The following is a 21,046-nucleotide window of genomic DNA, read 5'->3' on the forward strand; positions in this document are numbered from 1 at the left end:
CCTGCCATTGCTCTGAACCCTTACCGCCACGCCGTAACGGAGCGATGTTCGATGACCCGCAATGAGCCTTTCGTAACCGAGCGCATGGCCGCTGCCGACAATCCTGCCGACGATCCGCTGACCCTGGCCCAGGCCTTGTTGCTGCCCCGGGTGGTGATCGAGAACACCACGCCGGTGATCGACGCCGGCCTGTATGCGGTCAAGACCGAGGTCGGCCGCACGGTAACGGTCGGCAGTACGGTCTATGCCGATGGCCACGATGTCCTCGCGGTGACCCTAAACTGGCGCCAGGCCCATAGCCGGCGCTGGCGCAGCATCAGCATGACCTTGCTCGGCAATGACCGCTGGGAGGGCAGTTTCAGCATCAACGAGATGGGCCGCCACCTGTTCGTGATCGAGGCATGGATCGATGGCTATGCCACCTATTGTCACGATCTGGAAAAGAAGTTCGCCGCCGGCGTGGATGTCGAGCTGGAGCTGGAGGAGGGCCGCCTGCACCTCGAGCATGCCGCCGAACGCAGCGCCGGGCCGCTGCGCGAGGAACTGGCCGGGCTTGCCCGGCGCTTGCGCAAGGGCCTGCCGGTGGCGTCCCGGGTGGAAATGCTGGTGGCCAGCGAGACCCGCGTGCTTATGGCCCAGGCCGATCCGCGCAGCTACCTTAGCCGCAGCCCCGAGTTCCCCCTGGACGTGGAGCGCGAACGTGCCGCCTTTGCCAGTTGGTACGAGCTGTTTCCCCGCTCGACCACCGACGATCCCCAGCGCCACGGCACCTTCAACGACGTACATGCGCGCCTGCCGATGATCCGCGACATGGGCTTCGATGTGCTGTATTTCCCGCCCATCCATCCCATCGGCAGCAAGTTCCGCAAAGGCCGCAACAACGCCCTCAGCGCCGAACCCGGCGACCCGGGCAGCCCCTATGCCATCGGCAGCCCGGATGGCGGCCACGATGCGATCCATCCGCAACTGGGCAGCCGCGAGGACTTCCGTCGTCTGGTCGCCGCCGCCGCGGAGCACGGGCTTGAGATCGCCCTGGACTTTGCCATCCAGTGCTCCCAGGACCATCCCTGGCTGACCGAGCATCCCGGCTGGTTTTCCTGGCGACCGGACGGCAGCATCCGCTACGCGGAAAACCCGCCGAAGAAATACCAGGACATCGTCAACGTCGATTTCTATGCCGCCGACGCGGTGCCGTCGCTGTGGCTGGTGCTGCGTGACGTGGTCGAAGGCTGGGTACAGGAAGGCGTCAAGCAGTTCCGCGTGGACAACCCGCACACCAAGCCGCTGCCGTTCTGGCAATGGTTGATCGCCGATATCCGCAGCCGCCATCCCGAGGTGATCTTCCTCGCCGAAGCCTTTACCAAACCGGCGATGATGGCCCGCCTGGGCAAGGTCGGCTACAGCCAGAGCTACACCTATTTCACCTGGCGCAATACCAAGGCCGAGATCCAGGAGTACTTCGAGACGCTCAACCAGCCGCCATGGTCGCTGTGCTACCGGCCGAACTTCTTCGTCAATACGCCGGATATCAACCCGTTCTTCCTGCATCAGTCGGGGCGCGCCGGCTTCCTCATCCGTGCGGCCCTGGCAACCATGGGCTCGGGCCTGTGGGGCATGTATTCGGGCTTCGAGCTGTGCGAGGCGGCGCCGATTCCGGGCAAGGAGGAATACCTGGATTCGGAGAAATACCAGATCCGCCCGAGGGACTTCACCCAGCCGGGCAACATCATCGCCGAGATCGCCCAGCTCAACCGCATCCGTCGCCAGCAGCCGGCCTTGCACAGCCACCTGGGCGTGCGCTTCTACAACGCCTGGAACGACAACATCGTGTATTTCGGCAAGCCCTCCCCGGATGGCGAGAGCTTCGTCCTGGTGGCGGTCAGCCTCGATCCGCACAACGCCCAGGAGGCGCACTTCGAGCTGCCGTTGTGGGAGCTGGGCCTGGATGACAATGCCGTGACCCGTGGCGAAGACCTGATGAACGGCCATCGCTGGGAGTGGTATGGCAAGACCCAGTGGATGCGCATCGAACCCTGGCACCTGCCGTTCGGTATCTGGCGCCTGGACAAGGTGTAAGGAAGGGAAGTCGAGCATGGCGAAGAAAACCCGTCCCGCAGCCTTTATCGATGATCCGCTCTGGTACAAGGACGCGGTCATCTACCAGATCCACATCAAGTCGTTCTTCGATTCGAACAACGACGGCATCGGCGATTTTCCCGGCCTGCTGGCCAAGCTCGATTACATCGCCGAGCTTGGCGTCAATACGCTCTGGCTGTTGCCGTTCTACCCCTCGCCGCGGCGTGACGATGGCTATGACATCGCCGCCTACAAGGCGGTGCACAGCGATTATGGGACCATGGCCGATGTGCGCCGCTTCATTACGGAGGCGCACAAGCGCAACCTGCGGGTGATCACCGAACTGGTCATCAACCATACCTCCGACCAGCATCCCTGGTTCCAGAAGGCGCGACGGGCCAAGCCGGGCTCGGCGGCACGCAATTTCTACGTGTGGTCCGACAGCGACCAGAAGTACGACGGCACGCGGATCATCTTCCTCGATACCGAGAAGTCCAACTGGACCTGGGATCCGGTGGCCGGCCAGTACTACTGGCATCGCTTCTACTCGCACCAGCCGGACCTGAACTTCGACAACCCGCAGGTGATGAAGGCGGTCATCGGCGTCATGCGCTTCTGGCTGGACATGGGTGTCGATGGGCTGCGCCTGGATGCCATTCCCTACCTCATCGAGCGCGACGGCACCAACAACGAGAACCTCGCCGAAACCCATGCGGTGCTCAAGCGTATCCGTGCCGAGATCGACGCCAACTATCCCGACCGCATGCTCCTGGCCGAAGCCAACCAGTGGCCCGAAGACACCCAGCAGTATTTCGGCGAAGGCGAGGGCGACGAGTGCCATATGGCCTTCCACTTCCCGCTGATGCCGCGCATGTACATGGCCGTGGCCCAGGAAGACCGCTTTCCGATTACCGATATCCTGCGCCAGACCCCCGAGATTCCCGCCAATTGCCAATGGGCGATCTTCCTGCGCAACCACGACGAGCTGACCCTGGAGATGGTCACCGACCGCGAGCGCGACTACCTGTGGAACTACTATGCAGCGGACCGCCGCGCGCGGATCAACCTCGGCATTCGTCGCCGCCTGGCGCCGTTGATGCAGCGTGACCGGCGCCGGGTGGAGCTGCTGACCAGCCTGTTGCTGTCCATGCCCGGCACGCCGACCCTGTACTACGGCGACGAGATCGGCATGGGCGACAATATCTACCTGGGCGATCGTGATGGCGTGCGCACGCCGATGCAGTGGTCGATCGACCGCAACGGCGGCTTCTCCCGCGCCGACCCGGCGCGCCTGGTGCTGCCGCCGATCATGGATCCGCAGTACGGCTACCAGACCATCAATGTCGAATCCCAGGCCGAGGATCCGCACTCGCTGCTCAACTGGAACCGTCGTCTGCTCGCCGTGCGCAAGCAGCAGAAGGCCTTCGGCCGCGGCACCTTGAAGATGCTGGCACCGAACAACCGCCGCATCCTCGCCTACCTGCGCGAGTACACAAGCCCGGAGGGTGTCAGCGAAACCGTGCTGTGCGTGGCCAACGTGTCGCGCGCCGCCCAGGCCGTGGAGCTGGACCTGGCACCCTGGATCGACCGGGTGCCGGTGGAAATGCTCGGCGGCTGCGCCTTCCCGCCCATCGGCCATCTGCCGTTCCTGCTGACCCTGGCGCCCTATGGCTTCTATTGGTTCCTCCTCGCCCCGAAGGACCAGATGCCCAGCTGGCACGTCGAGGCAGCGCAACCCTTGCCGGAGCTCACTACCTTGGTCGTCAAGAAACGCATGGAGGAACTGCTCGAGGCTCCGGCCCGGCAAACCCTCGAAAACAGCATCCTTCCCGAATACCTGCCGAAACGGCGCTGGTTCGCCGGCAAGGACCAATCCATCGACAAGGTCCACCTGGCCTACGGCGTGCGTTTCGGCACGCCGACCACGCCGGTGCTGCTGGGTGAGCTGGAGGTGGACAGCGGCGGCCAGCGCCGGCGCTATTTCCTGCCCTTCGGCCTGGTCGGCGAAGACCAGATCCACACCGCGTTGCCACAGCAACTGGCGCTGGCCAGGGTCCGTCGCGGCAGGCAGGTGGGCTTTATCACCGATGCCTTCAGCCTGGAAACCTTCGTCCGTGGCCTGCTTGCCGGTTTCCAGGAGCACCTGCGCCTGCCGGGCAGCGATGGCGAGCTGCAATTCGAATCGACGCCGCAACTGGCGCAACTGAACCTGGATGCCGATGCCGAGGTGCGCTACCTGTCTGCCGAGCAGTCCAACAGCTCGGTGGTGGTGGGTGGTCGCCTGGTACTCAAGCTGATCCGCCGGGTCAACGGCGGCGTGCATCCCGAACTGGAAATGGGCGCCTACCTGACCGCCGCCGGTTTCGCCAACATCTCGCCGTTGCTGGGCTGGCTGAACCGTGTCGATGCCGCTGGCGAGCCCCACCTGCTGGCCATCGCCCAAGGCTATCTGAACAACCAGGGCGATGCCTGGGACTGGACCCAGAACAACCTGGAACGGGCCATCCGCGACGAAATGGAGCCGCCGCAACTGCGTGGCGAAGCCCACGCCAGCGCGCTGGAAGACCTCACCGGCTTCGCCGCCTTGCTCGGCCAGCGTCTCGGCGAAATGCACCAGGCGTTGGCCCGGCCCACCGATGACGAAGCCTTCCAGACCCGCATCAGCGATGCCGAGGACACCCGCCGCTGGGGCGAGCAGATCGCCGAGCAGTTGCGCACCGCCCTCGATCTGCTGGTGCAGCATCGCGACGAGCTGGACGAGGAAAGCCAGGCGCTGGTCAAGGATCTGGAACAGCAGCGCGATGGCCTGTTGCGCGAGGTCGGGCAACTGGCGCAGCAGGCCGAGGGCGGCCTGGTGATGCGCGTGCATGGCGACCTGCACCTGGGGCAGGTCCTGGTGGTGCAGGGCGATGCCTACCTGATCGACTTCGAAGGCGAACCTGCACGGCCCCTGGAAGAGCGCCGGGCCAGGCACAGTCCATACAAGGATGTCAGCGGTGTGCTGCGATCCTTCGACTACGCTGCTGCGATGGCCTTGCGCGGTGCGGCAGGGGCCGGTGCGTTGCCGGACAACCTGCAGGCCCGCCAGCGCGTCGCCAAGCGCTACCTGCACGCCTCGCGCCACGCCTTCGTCCAGGCTTATGGCCTGGCTACCGCCAGCCTGCCGCATGCCTGGCTCAAGGAAGGCGGCGAGCAGGCGGCACTGGAATTGTTCAGCCTGGAAAAGGCTGCCTATGAAATCGCCTATGAAGCGGAAAATCGCCCGAGTTGGCTGGCCGTGCCCTTGCATGGTCTCCATGGGCTTGTGAGTACCTGGGGAGAGCAGTAAATGAGCGTGCACAAGAAGGAACAGGGCGGACTGGGCCGCAGCGATATCGACGATCTGGTCAATGCCAGGCACGCCGATCCGTTCGCGGTGCTCGGTGCGCACGCCGATGGTGCAGGAGGCACCTGGCTACGGGCCTATCTGCCGGAGGCCTTGAGCGTGCAGGCGCTGGCTGGCGACAGCGACGAGTTGATCGCCGAATTGCAGCAGGAGACTGTGCCGGGCCTGTTTACCGCGCATGCGCAGCGGGGTGTCGACAAATACCGCTGGCGGATCAATTGGGCCGGTGGTGAGCAGGTAACCCCGGACCCGTACAGCTACGGCCCGCAGTTGGGCGACATGGACCTCTATCTGTTCAGCGAGGGCAATCACCGCGACCTGGCCAATCGTCTTGGCGCCCAGCCGGTGACGGTGGACGGCGTCGAGGGCGTACGCTTCTCGGTATGGGCGCCGAATGCGCGGCGGGTCTCGGTGGTGGGGGATTTCAACAATTGGGACGGCCGCCGTCACCCCATGCGCCTGCGTCACGCCAGCGGTGTGTGGGAGCTGTTCATCCCCGGGCTGCGGGCCGGCGAGACCTACAAGTACGAGGTGCTCGGACGCGACGGCGTGCTGCCGCTCAAGGCCGACCCGCTGGCCCGTGCCACCGAGCTGCCGCCGAGCACGGCTTCCAAGGTGGCCGGTCCGCTGGCCCATGAATGGCGTGACGAACAATGGCTGCGTGAACGCGGGGAAACCCAGGCGATCGGGGCGCCGCTGTCGATCTACGAACTGCATGCTGGCTCCTGGCAGTGCGAGCTGGACGAGGCCGGTGAAGTCAGCCGCCTGTACAACTGGCGTGAGCTGGCCGAACGGCTGATTCCCTACGTACAGGAGCTGGGCTTCACCCATATCGAGCTGATGCCGATCATGGAACACCCCTTCGGCGGTTCCTGGGGCTACCAGCCGCTGTCGCTGTTCGCGCCGACTTCGCGCTATGGCACCGCGGAAGATTTCGCCGCATTCGTCGATGCCTGCCACCAGGCGCGGATCGGCGTGATCCTCGATTGGGTGCCGGCGCATTTCCCCACCGACAGCCACGGCCTGGCGCGTTTCGACGGTACTGCGCTGTACGAGTACGACAACCCGCTGGAAGGCTTCCACCAGGACTGGGACACGCTGATCTACAACCTGGGGCGCACCGAGGTCCACGGCTTCATGCTGGCCTCGGCACTGCATTGGCTGCGCGAGTTCCATATCGACGGCCTGCGCGTCGATGCGGTGGCCTCGATGCTGTACCGCGACTACTCGCGCAAGGCCGGTGAGTGGGTACCCAACCGCCATGGCGGACGGGAAAACCTGGAAGCCATCGACTTCCTGCGTCATCTCAACGATGTGGTCAGCCTGGAGGTGCCGGGCGCTTTAGTCATCGCCGAGGAGTCCACTGCCTGGCCGGGGGTCAGCCAGCCGGTGCAGCAGGGCGGGCTGGGCTTCTCGTACAAATGGAACATGGGCTGGATGCACGACACCCTGCACTACATCCAGAACGACCCGATCCACCGCCAGCACCACCACAACGAAATGAGCTTCGGCCTGATCTATGCCTATTCCGAGCATTTCATCCTGCCGATTTCCCACGACGAAGTGGTGCATGGCAAGCGCTCGCTGATCGACAAGATGCCGGGCGACCGCTGGCAGAAGTTCGCCAACCTGCGGGCCTACCTGGCCTTCATGTGGTGTCATCCGGGCAAGAAGCTGCTGTTCATGGGCTGCGAGTTCGGCCAATGGCGCGAGTGGAACCACGACAGCGAGCTGGATTGGTACCTGTTGCAATACAGCGAGCACCTGGGTGTGCAACGCCTGGTCGGCGACCTCAACCGGCTGTATCGGGAGGAGGGCGCGCTGCACCAGCAGGACTGCCAGCCGCAGGGTTTCCAATGGCTGATTGGCGATGACGCCCACAACAGCGTGTACGCCTGGCTGCGCTGGAGTGCCAGTGGCGAACCGCTGCTGGTGGTCGCCAACTTCACCCCGGTGCCGCGCGAGGGCTACCGTATCGGCGTGCCATTTGGTGACCGCTGGGACGAAGTGTTCAACAGCGACTCGCAACGTTATGCCGGCTCCAACTTCGGCAACGAAGGGGCGGTGAAGGGCAGTGCGGTGCCCAGCCATGGGCAGCCGATGTCGCTGGAGGTGAATCTGCCGCCGTTGGGGGTGTTGATCCTGCGGCCGGCTTGAAGATCCCTATGATACTGCCGGCTTCAGAGTGGACGGCTGCAGCATCGATGCATCGCGAAGGGCCGCCCAGCGGCCCGGAACTCTCCAGTGCAGCGGGGGAGTGGAGGCCGCTCTTTTCCGGGTAATAGCTCCAGCATTACCGGTCTCCGGAGCGTTTGAGGGATGTCTTCCTGATGCTTTCAGGGCTGCTCGCCGGAGGACGTCCCTCAATCAGTTGGTGATAACGCCGCTTGAAGTAAGGATCCGTAGCGTACAGATAGCTGGGCAGACCGTCGAAGTCGATCAAGCTAGCAATCGGGTAGGTTGGAGCTATACCGTCTGGCAAACGCTGCGGCGTCGGTGAAGCGTTTGGCTCGATCGGAGGTGTTGAAGGAACAAATGTCCCGGGCGTCGTATGCCCGGAACTGGCGACACCCTGTACGCTGGCACTGCTGACAACCGGGAGCGTCTCCCTCTGCGGGTACCTCATTCGCGTTAGCAACCAGCGCCCTGGGGCCCTGAAATCTGCAGATTGGAACTTGTTTATCGCCAGCGGCGCAGCAGCGGCGATCCCGAGAGCGAGACCAATGCCTGCGATTGCAATGGCAGCATCCCTGCTTTTGCTTTTTTTCATTCCCGCCGCACCGATCCCAGCGATGGCAGCGGTGGCGAATCCGATAACGGCGGTCAACCATAGGTAGCGCCGGGTTTGTAACGCCAGTGCGAAATGCCCCGTTGGATCCGCCAAATTCACCGGATCGCCATGGCAATAGGCATAGGCATTCAGCCCACCCCTGGCGAACGGGCTCTGGTTGTCCGGATTCTGAAAGCGCATCAGTACCGGGCTGTAGGCCCGATAGCTGCCGAGGATCTGCACGCCGTGACGTTCCACGTACTCGGCGTTGAATCCCAGCCTGCACCGGGGCGCGCCGGTAGCGAATGTATCGGGGGGGACGCTCATGGAAGTGTGTACTCCGTTTCGTCCAGGGCCGGTGGAGAGTTTCGTTCCATGCTAGGGCTGCCCGGGATTGGTCACAACTGGCAGAAATGACAGGGCGGCAATCCGCTTGAGTCCCTTTTGCCGCAAGAGGTTCACAAGCACTACGACCCTCGCATCGCTTGCCGATTTTCCACACCAGCATCGATAGGGCGACCACCGTCACAACACAATCCAGCCCCCAGCCAACCCTGCCAACGCCACGGCAGCCCCCAGCAGCATCAGTGCGAACACTCCTTTTTCCCGCCTGGTAAACGCCGCCATTCCCTGCTCGTGCCGCGCCTTGAGATACAGCAGCGTCCCTGGCCCGTATATCAGCGCCGACAGCAGCAGGTACTTCAGCCCTCCAGCCAGCACCATCAACACTGCATAGGCGGTAGCCAGCACCGCAACCAGCAGATCCTTGCCACGCCCGGCGCCGTTTTCATAGCTCTCGCCGGTGTGCGCCAGCTTCACCGCATAGGCCGCAACCAGCAGATAGGGCACCAGGGTCAGCGAGCTGGTCAGTTCCAGTGCCAGGGTGAAAGCCGCCTCGGTGAAATAGGTCAGGACCAGGAACAGTTGCACGAACAGCGTGGTCAGCCACAACGCCGCGCTGGGCACGCCATGGACATTCTCCCGGGTCAGCAGCTTCGGCATGGCCTGGTCGTGGGCCGCGGCATGCAGCACTTCGCAGGCCAGCAACGTCCAGGAGAGAAATGCTCCCAGCACCGAGACGATCAGGCCGATGCTGATAAAGATCGCACCCAAGCGCCCGACGATCATCTCCAGTACCCCGGCCATGGACGGCTGGCGCAGCGCCGCCAGCTCGGGGCGCAACAGCACGCCGTAGCTGAGCAGGGTGATCAGGATCAGCAGGCACAACACGCCGACGAAGCCCAGTACCGTCGCCAGGCCCACGTCCCGCGGGTTGCGCGCATAGCGGGAATACACGCTGGCGCCCTCGATTCCGAGGAACACGAATACGGTCACTAGCATGGTGCTGCGCACCTGTTCGAACAGCGACTCCTGTGGCACGGTCACCAGTTCGGCGGCGGCGTGGCCGATCCGGCCGTAGTCGTCCAGATGGGCCAGGTCCGGGTCGGGGGCGATCGCGGCAGGGCCTCCCCAGAAGTTCATCATGAACAGCTCTCGGTCGAAGGCGACGGCCACGACGATGATGAACACCAGGATCGGGATCATCTTCGCCACCGTGGCGATGGTATTGATCACCGCCGCCTCCTGGACCCCGCGCAGCACCAGCAGATGGAAGCCCCATAGCAGTAGCGAGGAGAGGACGATGGCGACCACGGTGTTGCCATCACCCAGCACCGGGAAGAACGCACCCAGGGTCGACTTGATCAGGATGAAATAGGACACGTTGCCGATGCAGGTTCCGGCCCAGAAGCCGAACGCCGAGGCAAAGCCCAGGTAGTTACCGAAACCGGCACGGGCGTAGGCGTAGATTCCCGAGTCCAGGTCCGGCTTGCGTCGGGCGAGGGTCTGGAACACGAAGGCCAGCATGAGCATCCCGGCGCCGGCGATCAGCCAGGCGAGGATCGCCCCGAAACCGCCGCTGGCGCGGCCGAATGTTGCAGGAAGGGAGAAGATCCCCGCGCCGATCATCGAGCCCACGACCAGTGCGGTCAGGGCGCTGACACTGAGTTTTCCATCGGTGGCGGGGCTCATCGAACCTTCCTTGGTATGCAGGGGGGAGCCAATGAGTTAAGCCGCTGGCCGCCGGTTATGCCAGCGCGGCAATCCGGTTGAATCTCCTCTGTCGTAACTAGGTCACAAGCACAACGACCATCGCATCGAGAGAGGCAGTCATGAGCAACGATGAACTGGAACGTGAAGTCCTGACCCGTCTGCTGCACGCGCATCCGGAGGGGCTTGGCAAGGAAGTACTGGACAACTACCGCGGCGAGAAGGCCGTTGCCGGAATGCTCAAGACCCTGCAGGAGCGCAAGCTGATCCAGGGCAATCCGGTCACGGTGCAGGAACACGAGCCCAGCGTGGAATTCCCGATCAGGCTGACCAGCGCAGGTGTGGAGGCAGCCAGGCAGTTGGAGGCGAAGCGCTGACCGGCCAGCCCGCAGCGCTCACCAACGCACCCGAACGCCAAGATTGCCGATCAAGCCGTTCAGGTCATTGTCATCTACGTCACTGCTGTAATCGGCACTGACGAACAGCGCCACCCTTGGCGTAATTCGCGCCACCAGGCCCAGACCCACTTCCACGGTGGGCGAGTTGCGCCCGCTGCTGATCTTGTCGACCTTGTCCAGGCTCAGCGTGGCGGCATTGGTAAAGTCATACCAGACGTTGGTCCGCACGAAGGGTTGGATGGGCATGCCGCTGACCACGTAATTTGCGGACAACTTCGCGCCGACCCGGCCACTCCAGCCTGGTTGCCCGTCGAGCGCAGTGGCCTGGCCGACGGCGAAGTACTGTTGGTTGATGACCTGTGCCTGTGGCTCGATCACCCAGTTCTTGCCCAGGCCGATGGGAAAGCCGCCTCCCACCGACAGGACCACACCACGCGCATTGTCACTGATGGGCGCGCCTTGGGGGTTGTGCCCGCTGGCGTCGAACCGGGTGCTTTTGGCCATGGCATCCACATGCCAGCCCCGGTCATGGCTCAGGCGCCAGTAGACCCCGACGCTATCGCCTTGCGCAGGTACCGTCGAGTATTTGCCTGAAGTTTGTGCACGCTTGAGGGCCGGGCCGCTTTGCGGGGCGCTGTGGCCGACGAACACCTCGGTGCGGTAGGCGGAGGAGATACCGGGCGTCCTTGCTCCCAGGCCGTCGAGGCTCATCTTCGGCACGCTGAACATCGGCGTGTCGTAGAACAGGGATGGATCAAGGTCTTCCAGTTCCAGGGCTTCCGCCGGGGCAGCCAGCAGCAGCGAGGCGGACATCGCCAGGAACAAGGATTCAAGACCGGTCGGGTTGGACGCTGTTTTCATGACGTTCTCCTCAAGATGACAGCCAAGGGTCTGGCCTGATGTCACGGCTCGAGGAGGGGCGACCCAAACCAGCAAAACGAAGCCTGTCCGCGCGCAAAGGCGCGGGCTAGAGGCTCGGATTGAGTGTGGAGCGATGCTGCTAAGGTTCAGTCAAGGAGAGCGGGGGCGGGGCGTCAAGATTTTGTGAAAATGCTTTGAAGGGATTGTTGTTGGATACAAGCCTATGAAAATAAACGCTCTTTGATTTTCGATATAGTTCCTTGGTCTTTCAGCAGGGACTGCTATTTCGAATCGTTGCAGGAGCGTGGCAAGCCACGCTCCTGCCGGTGTCATGCCTCCTCGTCCCGCACCAGTTCCAGCAACACCAGGCTGCGCCCGGTCACTTCGTACGGGCTGCCAAACGCCAGCTTCGGCGATTTGCGCCGCTTCGGCTGGTTGGTATCGATCAGCGCGCTCCAATACTCGCCCTGGGGCACCTCGGGCAAGGTGAAGGGCACGGTGTCGTGGTGTGCATTGACGATCAACAGCAAGGTGGCGTCCGCCCCCGGCTTGCGGATCCCGGTGACCTGGGCGCGTCCGTCCATCAACATGCCCAGGCAGCGGCCATTGGCGTCTTCCCACTGCTCGACGCTCATTTCGTTGGCATCCGGCGCCAGCCAGGTGACGTCCTTGACCCCGATCGCTTCGTTGTAGTCGCCCACCAGGAAGCGCGCCCGGCGCAGGATCGGATAGCTCTGGCGCAGCCGGGTCAGGCGCTTGACGAAGGCCAGCAGTTCCTTGCCGTCTTCGTCCAGGTCCCAGTTGATCCAGCCGATCTCGCTGTCCTGGCAATAGGCATTGTTGTTGCCGTGCTGGGTGCGGCTGAACTCGTCGCCGGCGACGATCATCGGCGTGCCCTGGGCCAGCAGCAAGGTGGCGAACAGGTTACGCATCTGGCGCAGGCGCAGGGCGTTGATTTCCGGGTCGTCCGTCGGGCCTTCGACACCGTGGTTCCATGACAGGTTGTTGTTGCTGCCGTCCTGGTTGTTTTCGTCGTTGTCCTCGTTGTGCTTGTCGTTGTACGAAACCAGGTCGCGCAGGGTGAAGCCATCGTGGGCGGTGATGAAGTTGACCGAGGCGTAAGGCCGGCGACCACGGCGGTTGAACAGCTCGCCGGAGGCGGTCATGCGCGCGGCGAAATCGGCCAGTTGGCCTTCGTCGCCTTTCCAGAAGGCCCGCACGGTATCGCGGAAGCGGTCGTTCCATTCCGCCCAGCCCGGGGCGAAGTTGCCCACTTGGTAGCCGCCGGGGCCGCAGTCCCAGGGCTCGGCGATCAGCTTGACCTGGCGCAGCAAAGGGTCCTGGCGGCAGGCCACGAGGAAGCTGTGGCGCTCGTCGAAACCTTCGTGGTAACGGCCGAGAATGGTCGCCAGGTCGAAGCGGAAGCCGTCCACATGCATCTCGCCGGCCCAGTAGCGCAGCGAGTCGGTGACCAACTGGAGGACGCAGGGATGGCTGAGGTCGAGGGTGTTGCCGGTGCCGGAATCGTTGATGTAGTAACGCTTGTCATCGGGCATCAGGCGGTAGTAGGAGGCGTTGTCGATACCGCGCATGGACAGGGTCGGGCCAAGCTCGTTGCCCTCGGCGGTATGGTTGTAAACCACATCGAGGATCAGCTCCAGGCCGGCATCGTGCAGGTGCGCGACCATCTCCTTGAACTCGGCGATCTTGCCCTTGGCCAGGTAACGCGGATGGGGCGCGAAAAAGGCGATGCTGTTGTAGCCCCAGTAGTTGTTCAGGCCTTTTTGCAGCAGGTGCTGGTCGTTGACGAAGGCGTGGATCGGCAGCAACTCGATGGCGGTTACGCCGAGGTCCTTGATGTGCCCGATCAGGTCGTCGTTCATCAGCCCGGCGAAGGTGCCGCGGGCGGCATCGGGCACGGACGGATGGCGCATGCTGATGCCGCGCACGTGGGCTTCGTAGACGATGGTCTTTTCCCAGGGCGTGCCCACGCGGCGGTCGCGGCCCCAGGTGTAGGCCGGGTCGATGACCTTGCACTTGGGCACGTAGGGCGCGCTGTCACGTTCATCGAAGCTGAGGTCGCCGTCCGGGTGGCCGATGGTATAGCCGAACAGCGCCTCCGACCATTTGAGGCTGCCCACCAGTTGCTTGGCATAGGGGTCGATCAGCAGCTTGTTGGGGTTGAAGCGATGGCCGTTGTGCGGCTCGTACGGGCCATGTACGCGGTAGCCGTAGATCAGGCCGGGATGGGCATCGGGCAGGTAGCCGTGGAAGATCTCGTCGGTGTACTCGGGCAGTTCGATGCGCTCGATCTCGGTTTCGCCGCTGGCGTCGAACAGGCATAGCTCGACCTTGGTGGCGTTGGCCGAGAAGATGGCGAAGTTGACCCCAAGGCCATCCCAGGTCGCACCGAGGGGGAAGGGCAGGCCTTCACGGATGCGCGAGGGTTCGGTGTGTACGTTTGCGGGTTTTTCTTGACGACGGCTCATGGGTCACCTGAAGCGATTCTAGGGGTACAGGAGGCCTGCACGACAGCCCGGAGGCTGTCGCGTGTGGCGGATCAAACGATTTGGAAGCCCGGGATCAGAGCGGGGCGGGTTTCTTCGGTGCGCGCGGTTTTTTCGCCGCAGCGGGCGCCGGCTTGCTCACGGCAGGCTTGCTGCCCAGGCTCGCAGCCGGTTCGGCCTTGGGCTTGGCCGCGGCCCTGGGCTTGGCCGGCGTGCTGGCGGCCTTGCCCGCCGTCTTGCCGGCGGACTTGGCTTGCGGCGCCAGGGCTTCGGCCTCGGCCAGCTTGCGCGCCATGTCCCAATGGCGCTCTTCCTGACCTTCGGGTTTGCCTTCCGACTCCCAGATCTGGTACGCGAATTCGCGTATGCGTTTTTCTTCGACACTCATGGCTAGGCTCCTGATGACTCGATGCGATCGATAAAGAGATTCACGGGAAAGTGTTCCAGCGCGCTGTTCAGCCACAGCTCTCTGTTGTGTGTGACTACGCGCTGCTCGAAAAGTCCCGAACAGTTGCTGGCAGGCAGTTCGAACGGCAACAGCACCCGCGTGTCGTCCCAGTTCTGCGCCGGGATCAGCGGTTGCGCCTGGCCACCGAGCAGGCCGGCGGCCAGGCGTGGCACGACGACCACCGCCTGTTGCCCGTCGTGCACACGGGCGAAGGCCAGGACACGCTCGGCATGCTTGCCAAGCACCTGCAGCGGCAGGTAGTCACCGTGCAGGAACAGGTCCGGGAAGCGTTGGCGGCGCTCCAGCACCTGGCCGATCAAGGCTTGCTTGACCCGTCCGTCGCGCCACTGGCCGAGCAGTTCGCCGACGGGCAGGTCCTCGCCCAGGGCCTGGCGCCGGGCAGTGAAGTCCACGGGACGGCGGTTGTCCGGGTCGACCAGGCTGAAGTCCCAGAACTCGGCGCCCTGGTACAGGTCCGGGATCCCCGGTGCGGTCATGCGCAGCAGGGTCTGCACCAGGCTGTTGAGCGCACCCGGGCACGCCAGCGCCAGTGCCGCTTCGGCGATGGAACGACGCAGTTGCTGGCATTGGGCATCCAGCAGGATGGCGTCAAGGAAGGCCGCGCAGGCCGCTTCGTAAGGCTCGTTGTTGGCGCTCCAGCTGCTGCGCAGCTTGGCTTCGCGCAGCGCCTTGACCTGCCACTGCCGCAGGCGCTCGGCATAGCCGTGCAGGCCGACGCCGTCGTTCGGGTCGAGGTCCAGCGGCCAGCTGCCAAGCAGGGTCTGGTAGAGCATCAGTTCATCACCGGCCGAGGGCGCCGGGCCGTCGGCCAGTGCTTCGCGTAGCGGCGCGGCGAGCTCGCGCCAGTGTTCGACGCGATGGGCATACCATTCCGGCCGTTCGCTGATCACTGCCAGTCGCGCGCGCATGTCTTCGCCGCGCTTGTGGTCGTGGGTGGCGGTGGCCAGCAGGTTGCCCGGAAACGCCGCCAGGCGTTGCTGGCAGTGGGCGTGGAAGACAGCGGGCGGCGCGCTGAAGCGCTCGGCATCGAAGCCGACGTCGTTACGCGACAGCAGTACCGCCGAACGATAGAAGGCGGTGTCCTCGACCGCCTTGGCGGCGGTGGGCGAGGTCAGTTGCTGGAAGCGCACGCAGGCATGGCGCAACTGCTTGCGCGCCCGTCCCGGTGGCAGGCTGCGCCAAGGCTCGCCGCCGAGCCAGCGTTGCAGGTAGTCGAGAACGTTGGCATCGGCATCGCCGAGGCTGGCCCGCGCCTGCTCCAGGGCCTGCTGGAAGAAAGCTTCGTCCTCGGCAGGGCGGCCACAGGCGCCGATATAGGTGCGGTACACCGGGTAGTGCTCGACCAGCGCCTGCAATGCCCGGCGAATGGCGCCGAGGGTCAGGTCGCGGCTCATCACGTCGTTGCGGGCGACCTGCAACAGGGCCTGGGCCACCGACTCGAAATCGCCGGCCAGGGTGCCCTGCAACACCAGTTGACGCGCCTGGCGCACTTCGTCGGTGAAGGCCGGACGCTCGCTAAGGTCCTGCCATAGCGCGGTCAGCGCAGCTTCGCCGGCCGGGTCGTGCTGCAGCAGCGAGACCTGGTTCATGAATTCATAGCCCGTGGTGCCGTCCACCCCCCAGTCGCGGTGCAGGCGCTCATCGGCGCCGAGGATCTTCTCGACATAGATCGGCAGATGCTCCAGCGCCGCGTCCAGCGGTCGCCCGGCGAGCAGGGCGGTGGTGCGCCGGCGCAGCTTGCGGCAGTAGCCACGCGGGTCGGCCAGGCCGTCGATATGGTCGATGCGCAAGCCGTCCACCAGGCCCCGGGCGATCAGTTCGAAGACCTTGCCGTGGGTGGCTTCGAACACGGTCGGTTTTTCCACCCGCAGGCCGCCCAGCTCGTTGACGTCGAAGAAGCGTCGCCAGTTGATATCGTCGGCGGCCGTGCGCCAGCTTGCCAGCCGGTAGTGCTGGCGTTCGAGAAGGGCGTGCAGGCGCTGGAAACCTTCGGGCTGGCGCGAGTCGAAGCCCTCCAGCAAACGCTCGATATCCACCGCGTGCTGGGCATTGCGTGCCAGCCCGGCCAGCGCTTGCAGCAGCGCTTCGGCCTCGTCCGGGTTGGCGCAGGCGGCAAAGCGTCCGGCCAGTTCGCGCAGCTCGCTTAACTGGCTGCCGGCAAGGATCAGGCCGTAGTCCGCTGGGCTGATGGGGAAGCGGTGGTCGTGGTGGTGGATGAGGAAGTGTCCGCTGGCAGCGTCGAACCGCAGCGGTGCGGCGCCTTGCTGCAGGACCTTGCCGTAGTCGTCGGCGAGGAACGGCAGGAGCAATTGGCCTTCGAGCAGCGGATCCGGGGAGTGCCACTGGATATCGAAGAACTCGGCATAGCGGCTGCGCCGGCCCCAGGCCAGCAGGTCCTGCCACCAGCGGTTGTGTTCGCCGCCCACGGCCATATGGTTGGACACGATATCCAGCAGCAGGCCCATGCCGTGCTGGCGCAGGGCGGCCACCAGCCGTTCGAGGGCCGCTTCGCCGCCCAGCTCCGGGTTGACCCGGGTCGGGTCGACCACGTCATAGCCGTGCATGGAGCCGGGGCGCGCCTCCAGCAGTGGCGAGGCATAGACATGGCTGATGCCCAGGCGGGCGAAGTAGGGCACCAGCGGCACGGCGTCGTCGAGGGTGAAACCTGCGTGGAATTGCAGGCGCAGGGTCGCGGTCAGGGCTTTCATCGGTCGCGCTCCCAGGCTTGTTCGCGCGCCTGCGCGAGGAGTTCGAGACGGCGCGCGGCGTCGGCGTCGTCGAGCAGCGCTGCGGCCGGGGCGGCGAAGCGCCGGCGCCAGTTGGGATGGCCGTCGATGATGCCGGGCAGGTTGGGTTGTTCATCGACCCCGAGCAGGTCTTCCAGCGGCAGCAGCACCAGCGGGGCGCGGGTATGGCCGAGCAGGCGCACACTGGCGTCGATCACGGCATCGGGGTTCTGCAGCGGGGTGTGATAGTTGCGTTCCAGCAATTGGCCTAGTCCCTTGATTTCGGTCTGTCGGGTGTCGCGCCAGTCGCGTTCGGTGATGGCGTCGATCAGTTGCAGGCGGTGGTTCCAGTCGATGTCCCGGGAGGCCAGCCAGCCGGCCAGCGGCGGCAGGTCGTGGGTGCTGGTGGTGGCCAGGGCGCTGTCGGGCCAGTCGAGGATCGGTTTGAAATGCCCTGGCGGGTCCTGCTCGAAGAGCAATACGCGCATGCCGAGGATGCCCCTGGCCGCGAGCTTTTCCCGCAGGCCCTCGGGCACGGTGCCGAGGTCTTCGCCAAGGATGATCGCCCGGTGGCGTACCGACTCCAGCGTCAGCAGGCGCAGCAGGTCGTCGATCGGGTAATGCAGGTAGGCACCTTCCTGGGGACTGGCTCCGGCGGGAATCAGCCACAGGCGGTAAAGGCCCATCACATGGTCGATGCGCAGGCCGCCGGCATGGGCCAGGTTGGCCCGCAACATTTCGATGAAGGCGCGAAAGCCATTGCGCCTGAGGCCCTGCGGCGAGAAAGCGCTGATCCCCCAGTTCTGTCCGGCGCGGTTGAGGATGTCCGGGGGCGCGCCGACATGCACGTCGGCAAGCAACTCGGCCTGCCGGCTCCAGGCCTGGCTACCGGCACCGTCGGCGCCCACGGCGAGGTCGGCGATCAGGCCCACGGCCATGCCCTGGCCACGTGCGGCCTGCTGCACCCGTTGCAGGCCGCGGGTCACCAGCCATTGGCAGAACGCGTAGTACTCGATGGCGGCCGGGTAGTGCTCGGCGAACCGTGCCACTTCGAGGCTGCCCGGGTCACGCCAGCCGTCATGCCAATTGCGCCAGTCGGTACCGATGCCGCGGCTGGCGGCGGCGTCGAGCAGGGCTTCGTAACGGCAATGGTCCTCCAGCGGCTGGCCACCGGCCTTGCGAAAGCTTTGGAAATCCTCGCGCAGCGGATGCTCGCCGCGGCTGAAGTCACGGTACAGCGCGCGCAGCAGTTTCTGCTTGGCAGCCGCGGCCAGGGGCCAGTCGATCAGCGGCAGCTGCTCAAGCTCTTCGAAAGGCTGTTCAAGGGACTCCTTCGCAACCCGTACCACCCGCTCGCCGAGCAGCAACTCCGGGCTGGCATACAGGGCATTGAAGAACAGGCGGCTGGACGGCGAATAAGGACTGAAGGTGTGGCTGTCGTTGGCGAACATCGCATGGGTCGGGCTGATCGCCAGCGCGTCGGCGCCGCGTTCGGCAGCGCTGCGGGCCAGGGCTTCGAGGGCCTGGCAGTCGCCGAAGCCGCCGTCACCGGGGTGTCGCAGGCTGTACAACTGAGCGCTGATGCCCCACGCGCGAGGCGTGGCCTGGTGCTGCGCGTCGGCCAGGGTGAAGCAGCGCTGCGGCGCTACGGCCAGCGTGAAGCCCTCGCCGTTTATGTTCAGGCGGTGGTAACCGATCGGCAAACCGGCCGGCAGCTTGCCATGGGCATCGAGGCGCAGGGCCTGCTCGCTGCCGTCCTCGAGGGTGGCGTGGACCAGGCTGGCGCCGTCGAACCAGTGCGACAGGTCCAGCGGGGCATCGACATCCGCGGTCAGCAGGGGCGGCAGGTGTTGCCCGTCTTCGGCGTCTTCCAATGCCGCCAGGCTGCTGGCGACGCTGTCCGGATCATCGGCGGGGTGGCCAAGGGCGCCGAGGATCCGGCGCAGATTGGCTTCGCTGACCTGTTGTGCACGGCCGTTGGCGTCTATCCAGTCCACGGCGACGCCAGCGCGTCGGGCCAGATGGTGCAGTTGCAGGTCACTCATGGGGCAGGCTCCGCTGCGGTGGTGGAATCGAGACTGACCAGGGCGCTGTACGGGTGCAGCGTGCCTGGCTGGTGCACTTCTTCAGTGCAGTTGAACAGCGGTTGATGGGTGGTCGGCAGGTGTGTCTGCACCGGATCCGGGCCGAGGTTGAGGTCGATGCGCAGTTCGTTGCCGTTACCCAGGCGCCAGCGGGCACTGACTGCCTTCTCGCCGAGCACCAGTGCACCCAGTGCGCGGGTGCCCGGCAGATGGGGCACGAGGTGTTGGCGACGCAGGTCCAGCAGCTGCTTGTAGAAGGCCTCCCAGCCGTCGCTGTCGGCATTGCGCCGCGGTCGTGAGTCGAGGAAGGTCTGCAGCGCGTTGGGGTCGGGGATCCGCGCCCTCTGCGCCGGGTCGGCAAAGGCGGCGAAGCCCTTGAACTCGGCGCGGCGGCCTTCGCGCACGGCGTCGGCCAGTTCGTCGTGATGGTCGGTGAAGAACAGGAACGGCGACTCGCTGGCCCACTCGTCGCCCATGAACAGCAGCGGGATCATCGGCGACAACAGCAGCAGCGTGGTCGCCGCGCGCAACGCCTGGGGCGAACACAGGCTCGACAGGCGCTCGCCCAGGGCGCGGTTGCCGGTCTGGTCGTGGTTCTGCAGGAACAGCACGAAGGCCGTCGGCGGCAGGTGCGCGCTCGGTTCGCCACGGGGCGTGCCGTGGTGGCTGGTTTCGCCCTGGTAGACGAAACCCTCGCCCAGGCAGCGTGCCAGGCGCTCGGTCGGCGCCTGGAAGTCCGCGTAGTAGCCTTCCTTCTCGCCGGTCAGCATGACGTGCAGGGTGTTGTGGCCGTCGTCATTCCATTGGCCATCGAAGGCGCTTTCCAAAAGGCTCGCCTGGTTCGCTTCGTTCTCCAGTACCAGCCAGCAATGGCGGTCCTCGCCGCAATGCTGGCGCACGGCGCTGGACAGCACGCGAAGAAAATCGGGGTCCTCGATGGCGTGGACCGCGTCCAGGCGCAGTCCGTCGAAGCGGTAGTCGCTAAGCCACATCAGCGCGTTTTCGATGAAGAAGTCCCGCACTTGCGGGCGGCGGAAGTCGATGGCGGCGCCCCAGGGGGTGTGCTTGTCCTCGCGGAAGAAGCGCTCGGCGTAGCGGTGCAGGTAATTGCCATCCGGGCCGAAGTGGTTGTAGACCACATCGAGCATGACCATCAGGCCCAGGCCATGGGCCTGGTCGATCAACGCCATCAACTCGTCCGGGCTGCCGTAGCTGTGCTGCGGCGCGAAGGGCAGGACGCCGTCGTAGCCCCAGTTGCGCTCGCCGGGAAACTGGTTGATCGGCATCAGCTCGATGGCGGTGATGCCCAGTTCGGCGAGGCGCGGCAGCTCGCGCATCACCCCGGCATAGCCACCGAGCAGCCCGACATGCAGTTCCTGGATGACCGCCTCGGTCCATGGCCGTCCGCGCCACTGCTCATGGCGCCAGTGATGACGCCCGGGCGCGATGACCTGGCTCGGGCCATGCACGCCCTGGGGCTGGAAGCGCGAGGCCGGATCGGGAACCGACAGTTCGCCATCGATCCGGTAGCGGTACAGGGCACCCTGGGCGCAGCGACGATGCAGGCGGAACCAGCCGTCGGCCTCGGGGGCCATGGCGAACGTGGCGCCGTCCAGTTCCAGTTCGACGGTACGGGCGTCAGGCGCCCAGAGCGAGAAGCAGGTGCGCTGGCCGTCTTCGACCAGCGCTCCATGGGTGAAGCGCAGGGGCAGTGCCGGCAT

Annotated in this window: 12 protein-coding genes; 4 read left to right on the forward strand and 8 right to left on the reverse strand. The window is 65.1% G+C overall.

The annotated features are described in order from the left end of the window. The first annotated feature begins 51 nt into the window (after positions 1-51). Genes N7650_RS11295 through glgB form a run of 3 tightly spaced genes read left to right on the forward strand, consistent with a single transcriptional unit; the run spans position 52 to position 7,618 of the window. Positions 52-2,076: an alpha-1,4-glucan--maltose-1-phosphate maltosyltransferase gene (locus N7650_RS11295; RefSeq protein WP_279898231.1), complete on the forward strand. Its 2,025-nt coding sequence runs from the start codon at positions 52-54 to the stop codon at positions 2,074-2,076. Between the two features lie 16 nt (positions 2,077-2,092). Continuing rightward, a complete protein-coding gene (treS, locus tag N7650_RS11300) occupies positions 2,093-5,404 on the forward strand; it encodes a maltose alpha-D-glucosyltransferase (protein WP_279898232.1) in 3,312 nt (1,103 codons plus the stop codon). Continuing rightward, complete coding sequence (glgB, locus tag N7650_RS11305) at positions 5,405-7,618, forward strand: 1,4-alpha-glucan branching protein GlgB (protein ID WP_279898233.1); 2,214 nt, start codon at positions 5,405-5,407, stop codon at positions 7,616-7,618. A 136-nt stretch (positions 7,619-7,754) separates the two neighbouring features. On the opposite strand, the gene N7650_RS11310 is transcribed toward glgB, so the two are convergent. Beyond that, positions 7,755-8,558 carry an RHS repeat-associated core domain-containing protein gene (locus N7650_RS11310; protein WP_279898234.1) on the reverse strand — a complete coding sequence of 268 codons (804 nt, stop codon included), beginning with the start codon at positions 8,556-8,558 and terminating at the stop codon, positions 7,755-7,757. A gap of 198 nt (positions 8,559-8,756) precedes the next feature. Continuing rightward, on the reverse strand, positions 8,757-10,262 hold the full coding sequence (locus N7650_RS11315) for an amino acid permease (RefSeq protein WP_279898235.1): 1,506 nt from the start codon (positions 10,260-10,262) through the stop codon (positions 8,757-8,759). 140 nt (positions 10,263-10,402) lie between these two features. Between N7650_RS11315 and N7650_RS11320 the strand changes: the two genes are divergently transcribed. Beyond that, positions 10,403-10,657 (forward strand): hypothetical protein, encoded by a 255-nt coding sequence (locus N7650_RS11320; protein WP_009406547.1) that lies wholly within the window; start codon positions 10,403-10,405, stop codon positions 10,655-10,657. A gap of 18 nt (positions 10,658-10,675) precedes the next feature. Here N7650_RS11320 and N7650_RS11325 read toward each other — a convergent pair whose 3' ends face one another. The 6 genes from N7650_RS11325 to treZ all read right to left on the reverse strand — a co-directional run bounded on the left by N7650_RS11325 (position 10,676) and on the right by treZ (position 21,046). Continuing rightward, positions 10,676-11,539: an autotransporter outer membrane beta-barrel domain-containing protein gene (locus N7650_RS11325; protein ID WP_279898236.1), complete on the reverse strand. Its 864-nt coding sequence runs from the start codon at positions 11,537-11,539 to the stop codon at positions 10,676-10,678. 329 nt (positions 11,540-11,868) lie between these two features. Further along, a complete protein-coding gene (gene glgX, locus N7650_RS11330; protein ID WP_009406545.1) occupies positions 11,869-14,028 on the reverse strand; it encodes a glycogen debranching protein GlgX in 2,160 nt (719 codons plus the stop codon). A gap of 94 nt (positions 14,029-14,122) precedes the next feature. Beyond that, positions 14,123-14,434: a DUF2934 domain-containing protein gene (locus N7650_RS11335; RefSeq protein WP_009406544.1), complete on the reverse strand. Its 312-nt coding sequence runs from the start codon at positions 14,432-14,434 to the stop codon at positions 14,123-14,125. A 2-nt stretch (positions 14,435-14,436) separates the two neighbouring features. Further along, positions 14,437-17,223: a malto-oligosyltrehalose synthase gene (locus N7650_RS11340; protein WP_009406543.1), complete on the reverse strand. Its 2,787-nt coding sequence runs from the start codon at positions 17,221-17,223 to the stop codon at positions 14,437-14,439. Then, a complete protein-coding gene (malQ, locus tag N7650_RS11345) occupies positions 17,220-19,286 on the reverse strand; it encodes a 4-alpha-glucanotransferase (RefSeq protein WP_279898238.1) in 2,067 nt (688 codons plus the stop codon). Before malQ ends, N7650_RS11340 begins: the two co-directional genes overlap by 4 nt. Next, entirely contained in the window at positions 19,283-21,046 is a 1,764-nt protein-coding gene (gene treZ / locus N7650_RS11350; protein ID WP_279898240.1) for a malto-oligosyltrehalose trehalohydrolase, read from the reverse strand. The genes malQ and treZ overlap by 4 nt, the downstream gene beginning before the upstream one ends.

The organism is Pseudomonas sp. GD04058, assembly GCF_029836855.1.
Classification (GTDB): domain Bacteria; phylum Pseudomonadota; class Gammaproteobacteria; order Pseudomonadales; family Pseudomonadaceae; genus Aquipseudomonas; species Aquipseudomonas bharatica.

Excerpts from the sequence above, each read along its gene's own strand:
- N7650_RS11295 (WP_279898231.1), top strand. The coding sequence starts at position 52 with ATGACCCGCAATGAGCCTTTCGTAACCGAGCGCATGGCCGCTGCCGAC.
- treS (WP_279898232.1), top strand. The coding sequence starts at position 2,093 with ATGGCGAAGAAAACCCGTCCCGCAGCCTTTATCGATGATCCGCTCTGG.
- glgB (WP_279898233.1), top strand. The coding sequence starts at position 5,405 with ATGAGCGTGCACAAGAAGGAACAGGGCGGACTGGGCCGCAGCGATATC.
- N7650_RS11310 (WP_279898234.1), bottom strand. The coding sequence starts at position 8,558 with ATGAGCGTCCCCCCCGATACATTCGCTACCGGCGCGCCCCGGTGCAGG.
- N7650_RS11315 (WP_279898235.1), bottom strand. The coding sequence starts at position 10,262 with ATGAGCCCCGCCACCGATGGAAAACTCAGTGTCAGCGCCCTGACCGCA.
- N7650_RS11320 (WP_009406547.1), top strand. The coding sequence starts at position 10,403 with ATGAGCAACGATGAACTGGAACGTGAAGTCCTGACCCGTCTGCTGCAC.
- N7650_RS11325 (WP_279898236.1), bottom strand. The coding sequence starts at position 11,539 with ATGAAAACAGCGTCCAACCCGACCGGTCTTGAATCCTTGTTCCTGGCG.
- glgX (WP_009406545.1), bottom strand. The coding sequence starts at position 14,028 with ATGAGCCGTCGTCAAGAAAAACCCGCAAACGTACACACCGAACCCTCG.
- N7650_RS11335 (WP_009406544.1), bottom strand. The coding sequence starts at position 14,434 with ATGAGTGTCGAAGAAAAACGCATACGCGAATTCGCGTACCAGATCTGG.
- N7650_RS11340 (WP_009406543.1), bottom strand. The coding sequence starts at position 17,223 with ATGAAAGCCCTGACCGCGACCCTGCGCCTGCAATTCCACGCAGGTTTC.
- malQ (WP_279898238.1), bottom strand. The coding sequence starts at position 19,286 with ATGAGTGACCTGCAACTGCACCATCTGGCCCGACGCGCTGGCGTCGCC.
- treZ (WP_279898240.1), bottom strand. The coding sequence starts at position 21,046 with ATGCCGGCACTGCCCCTGCGCTTCACCCATGGAGCGCTGGTCGAAGAC.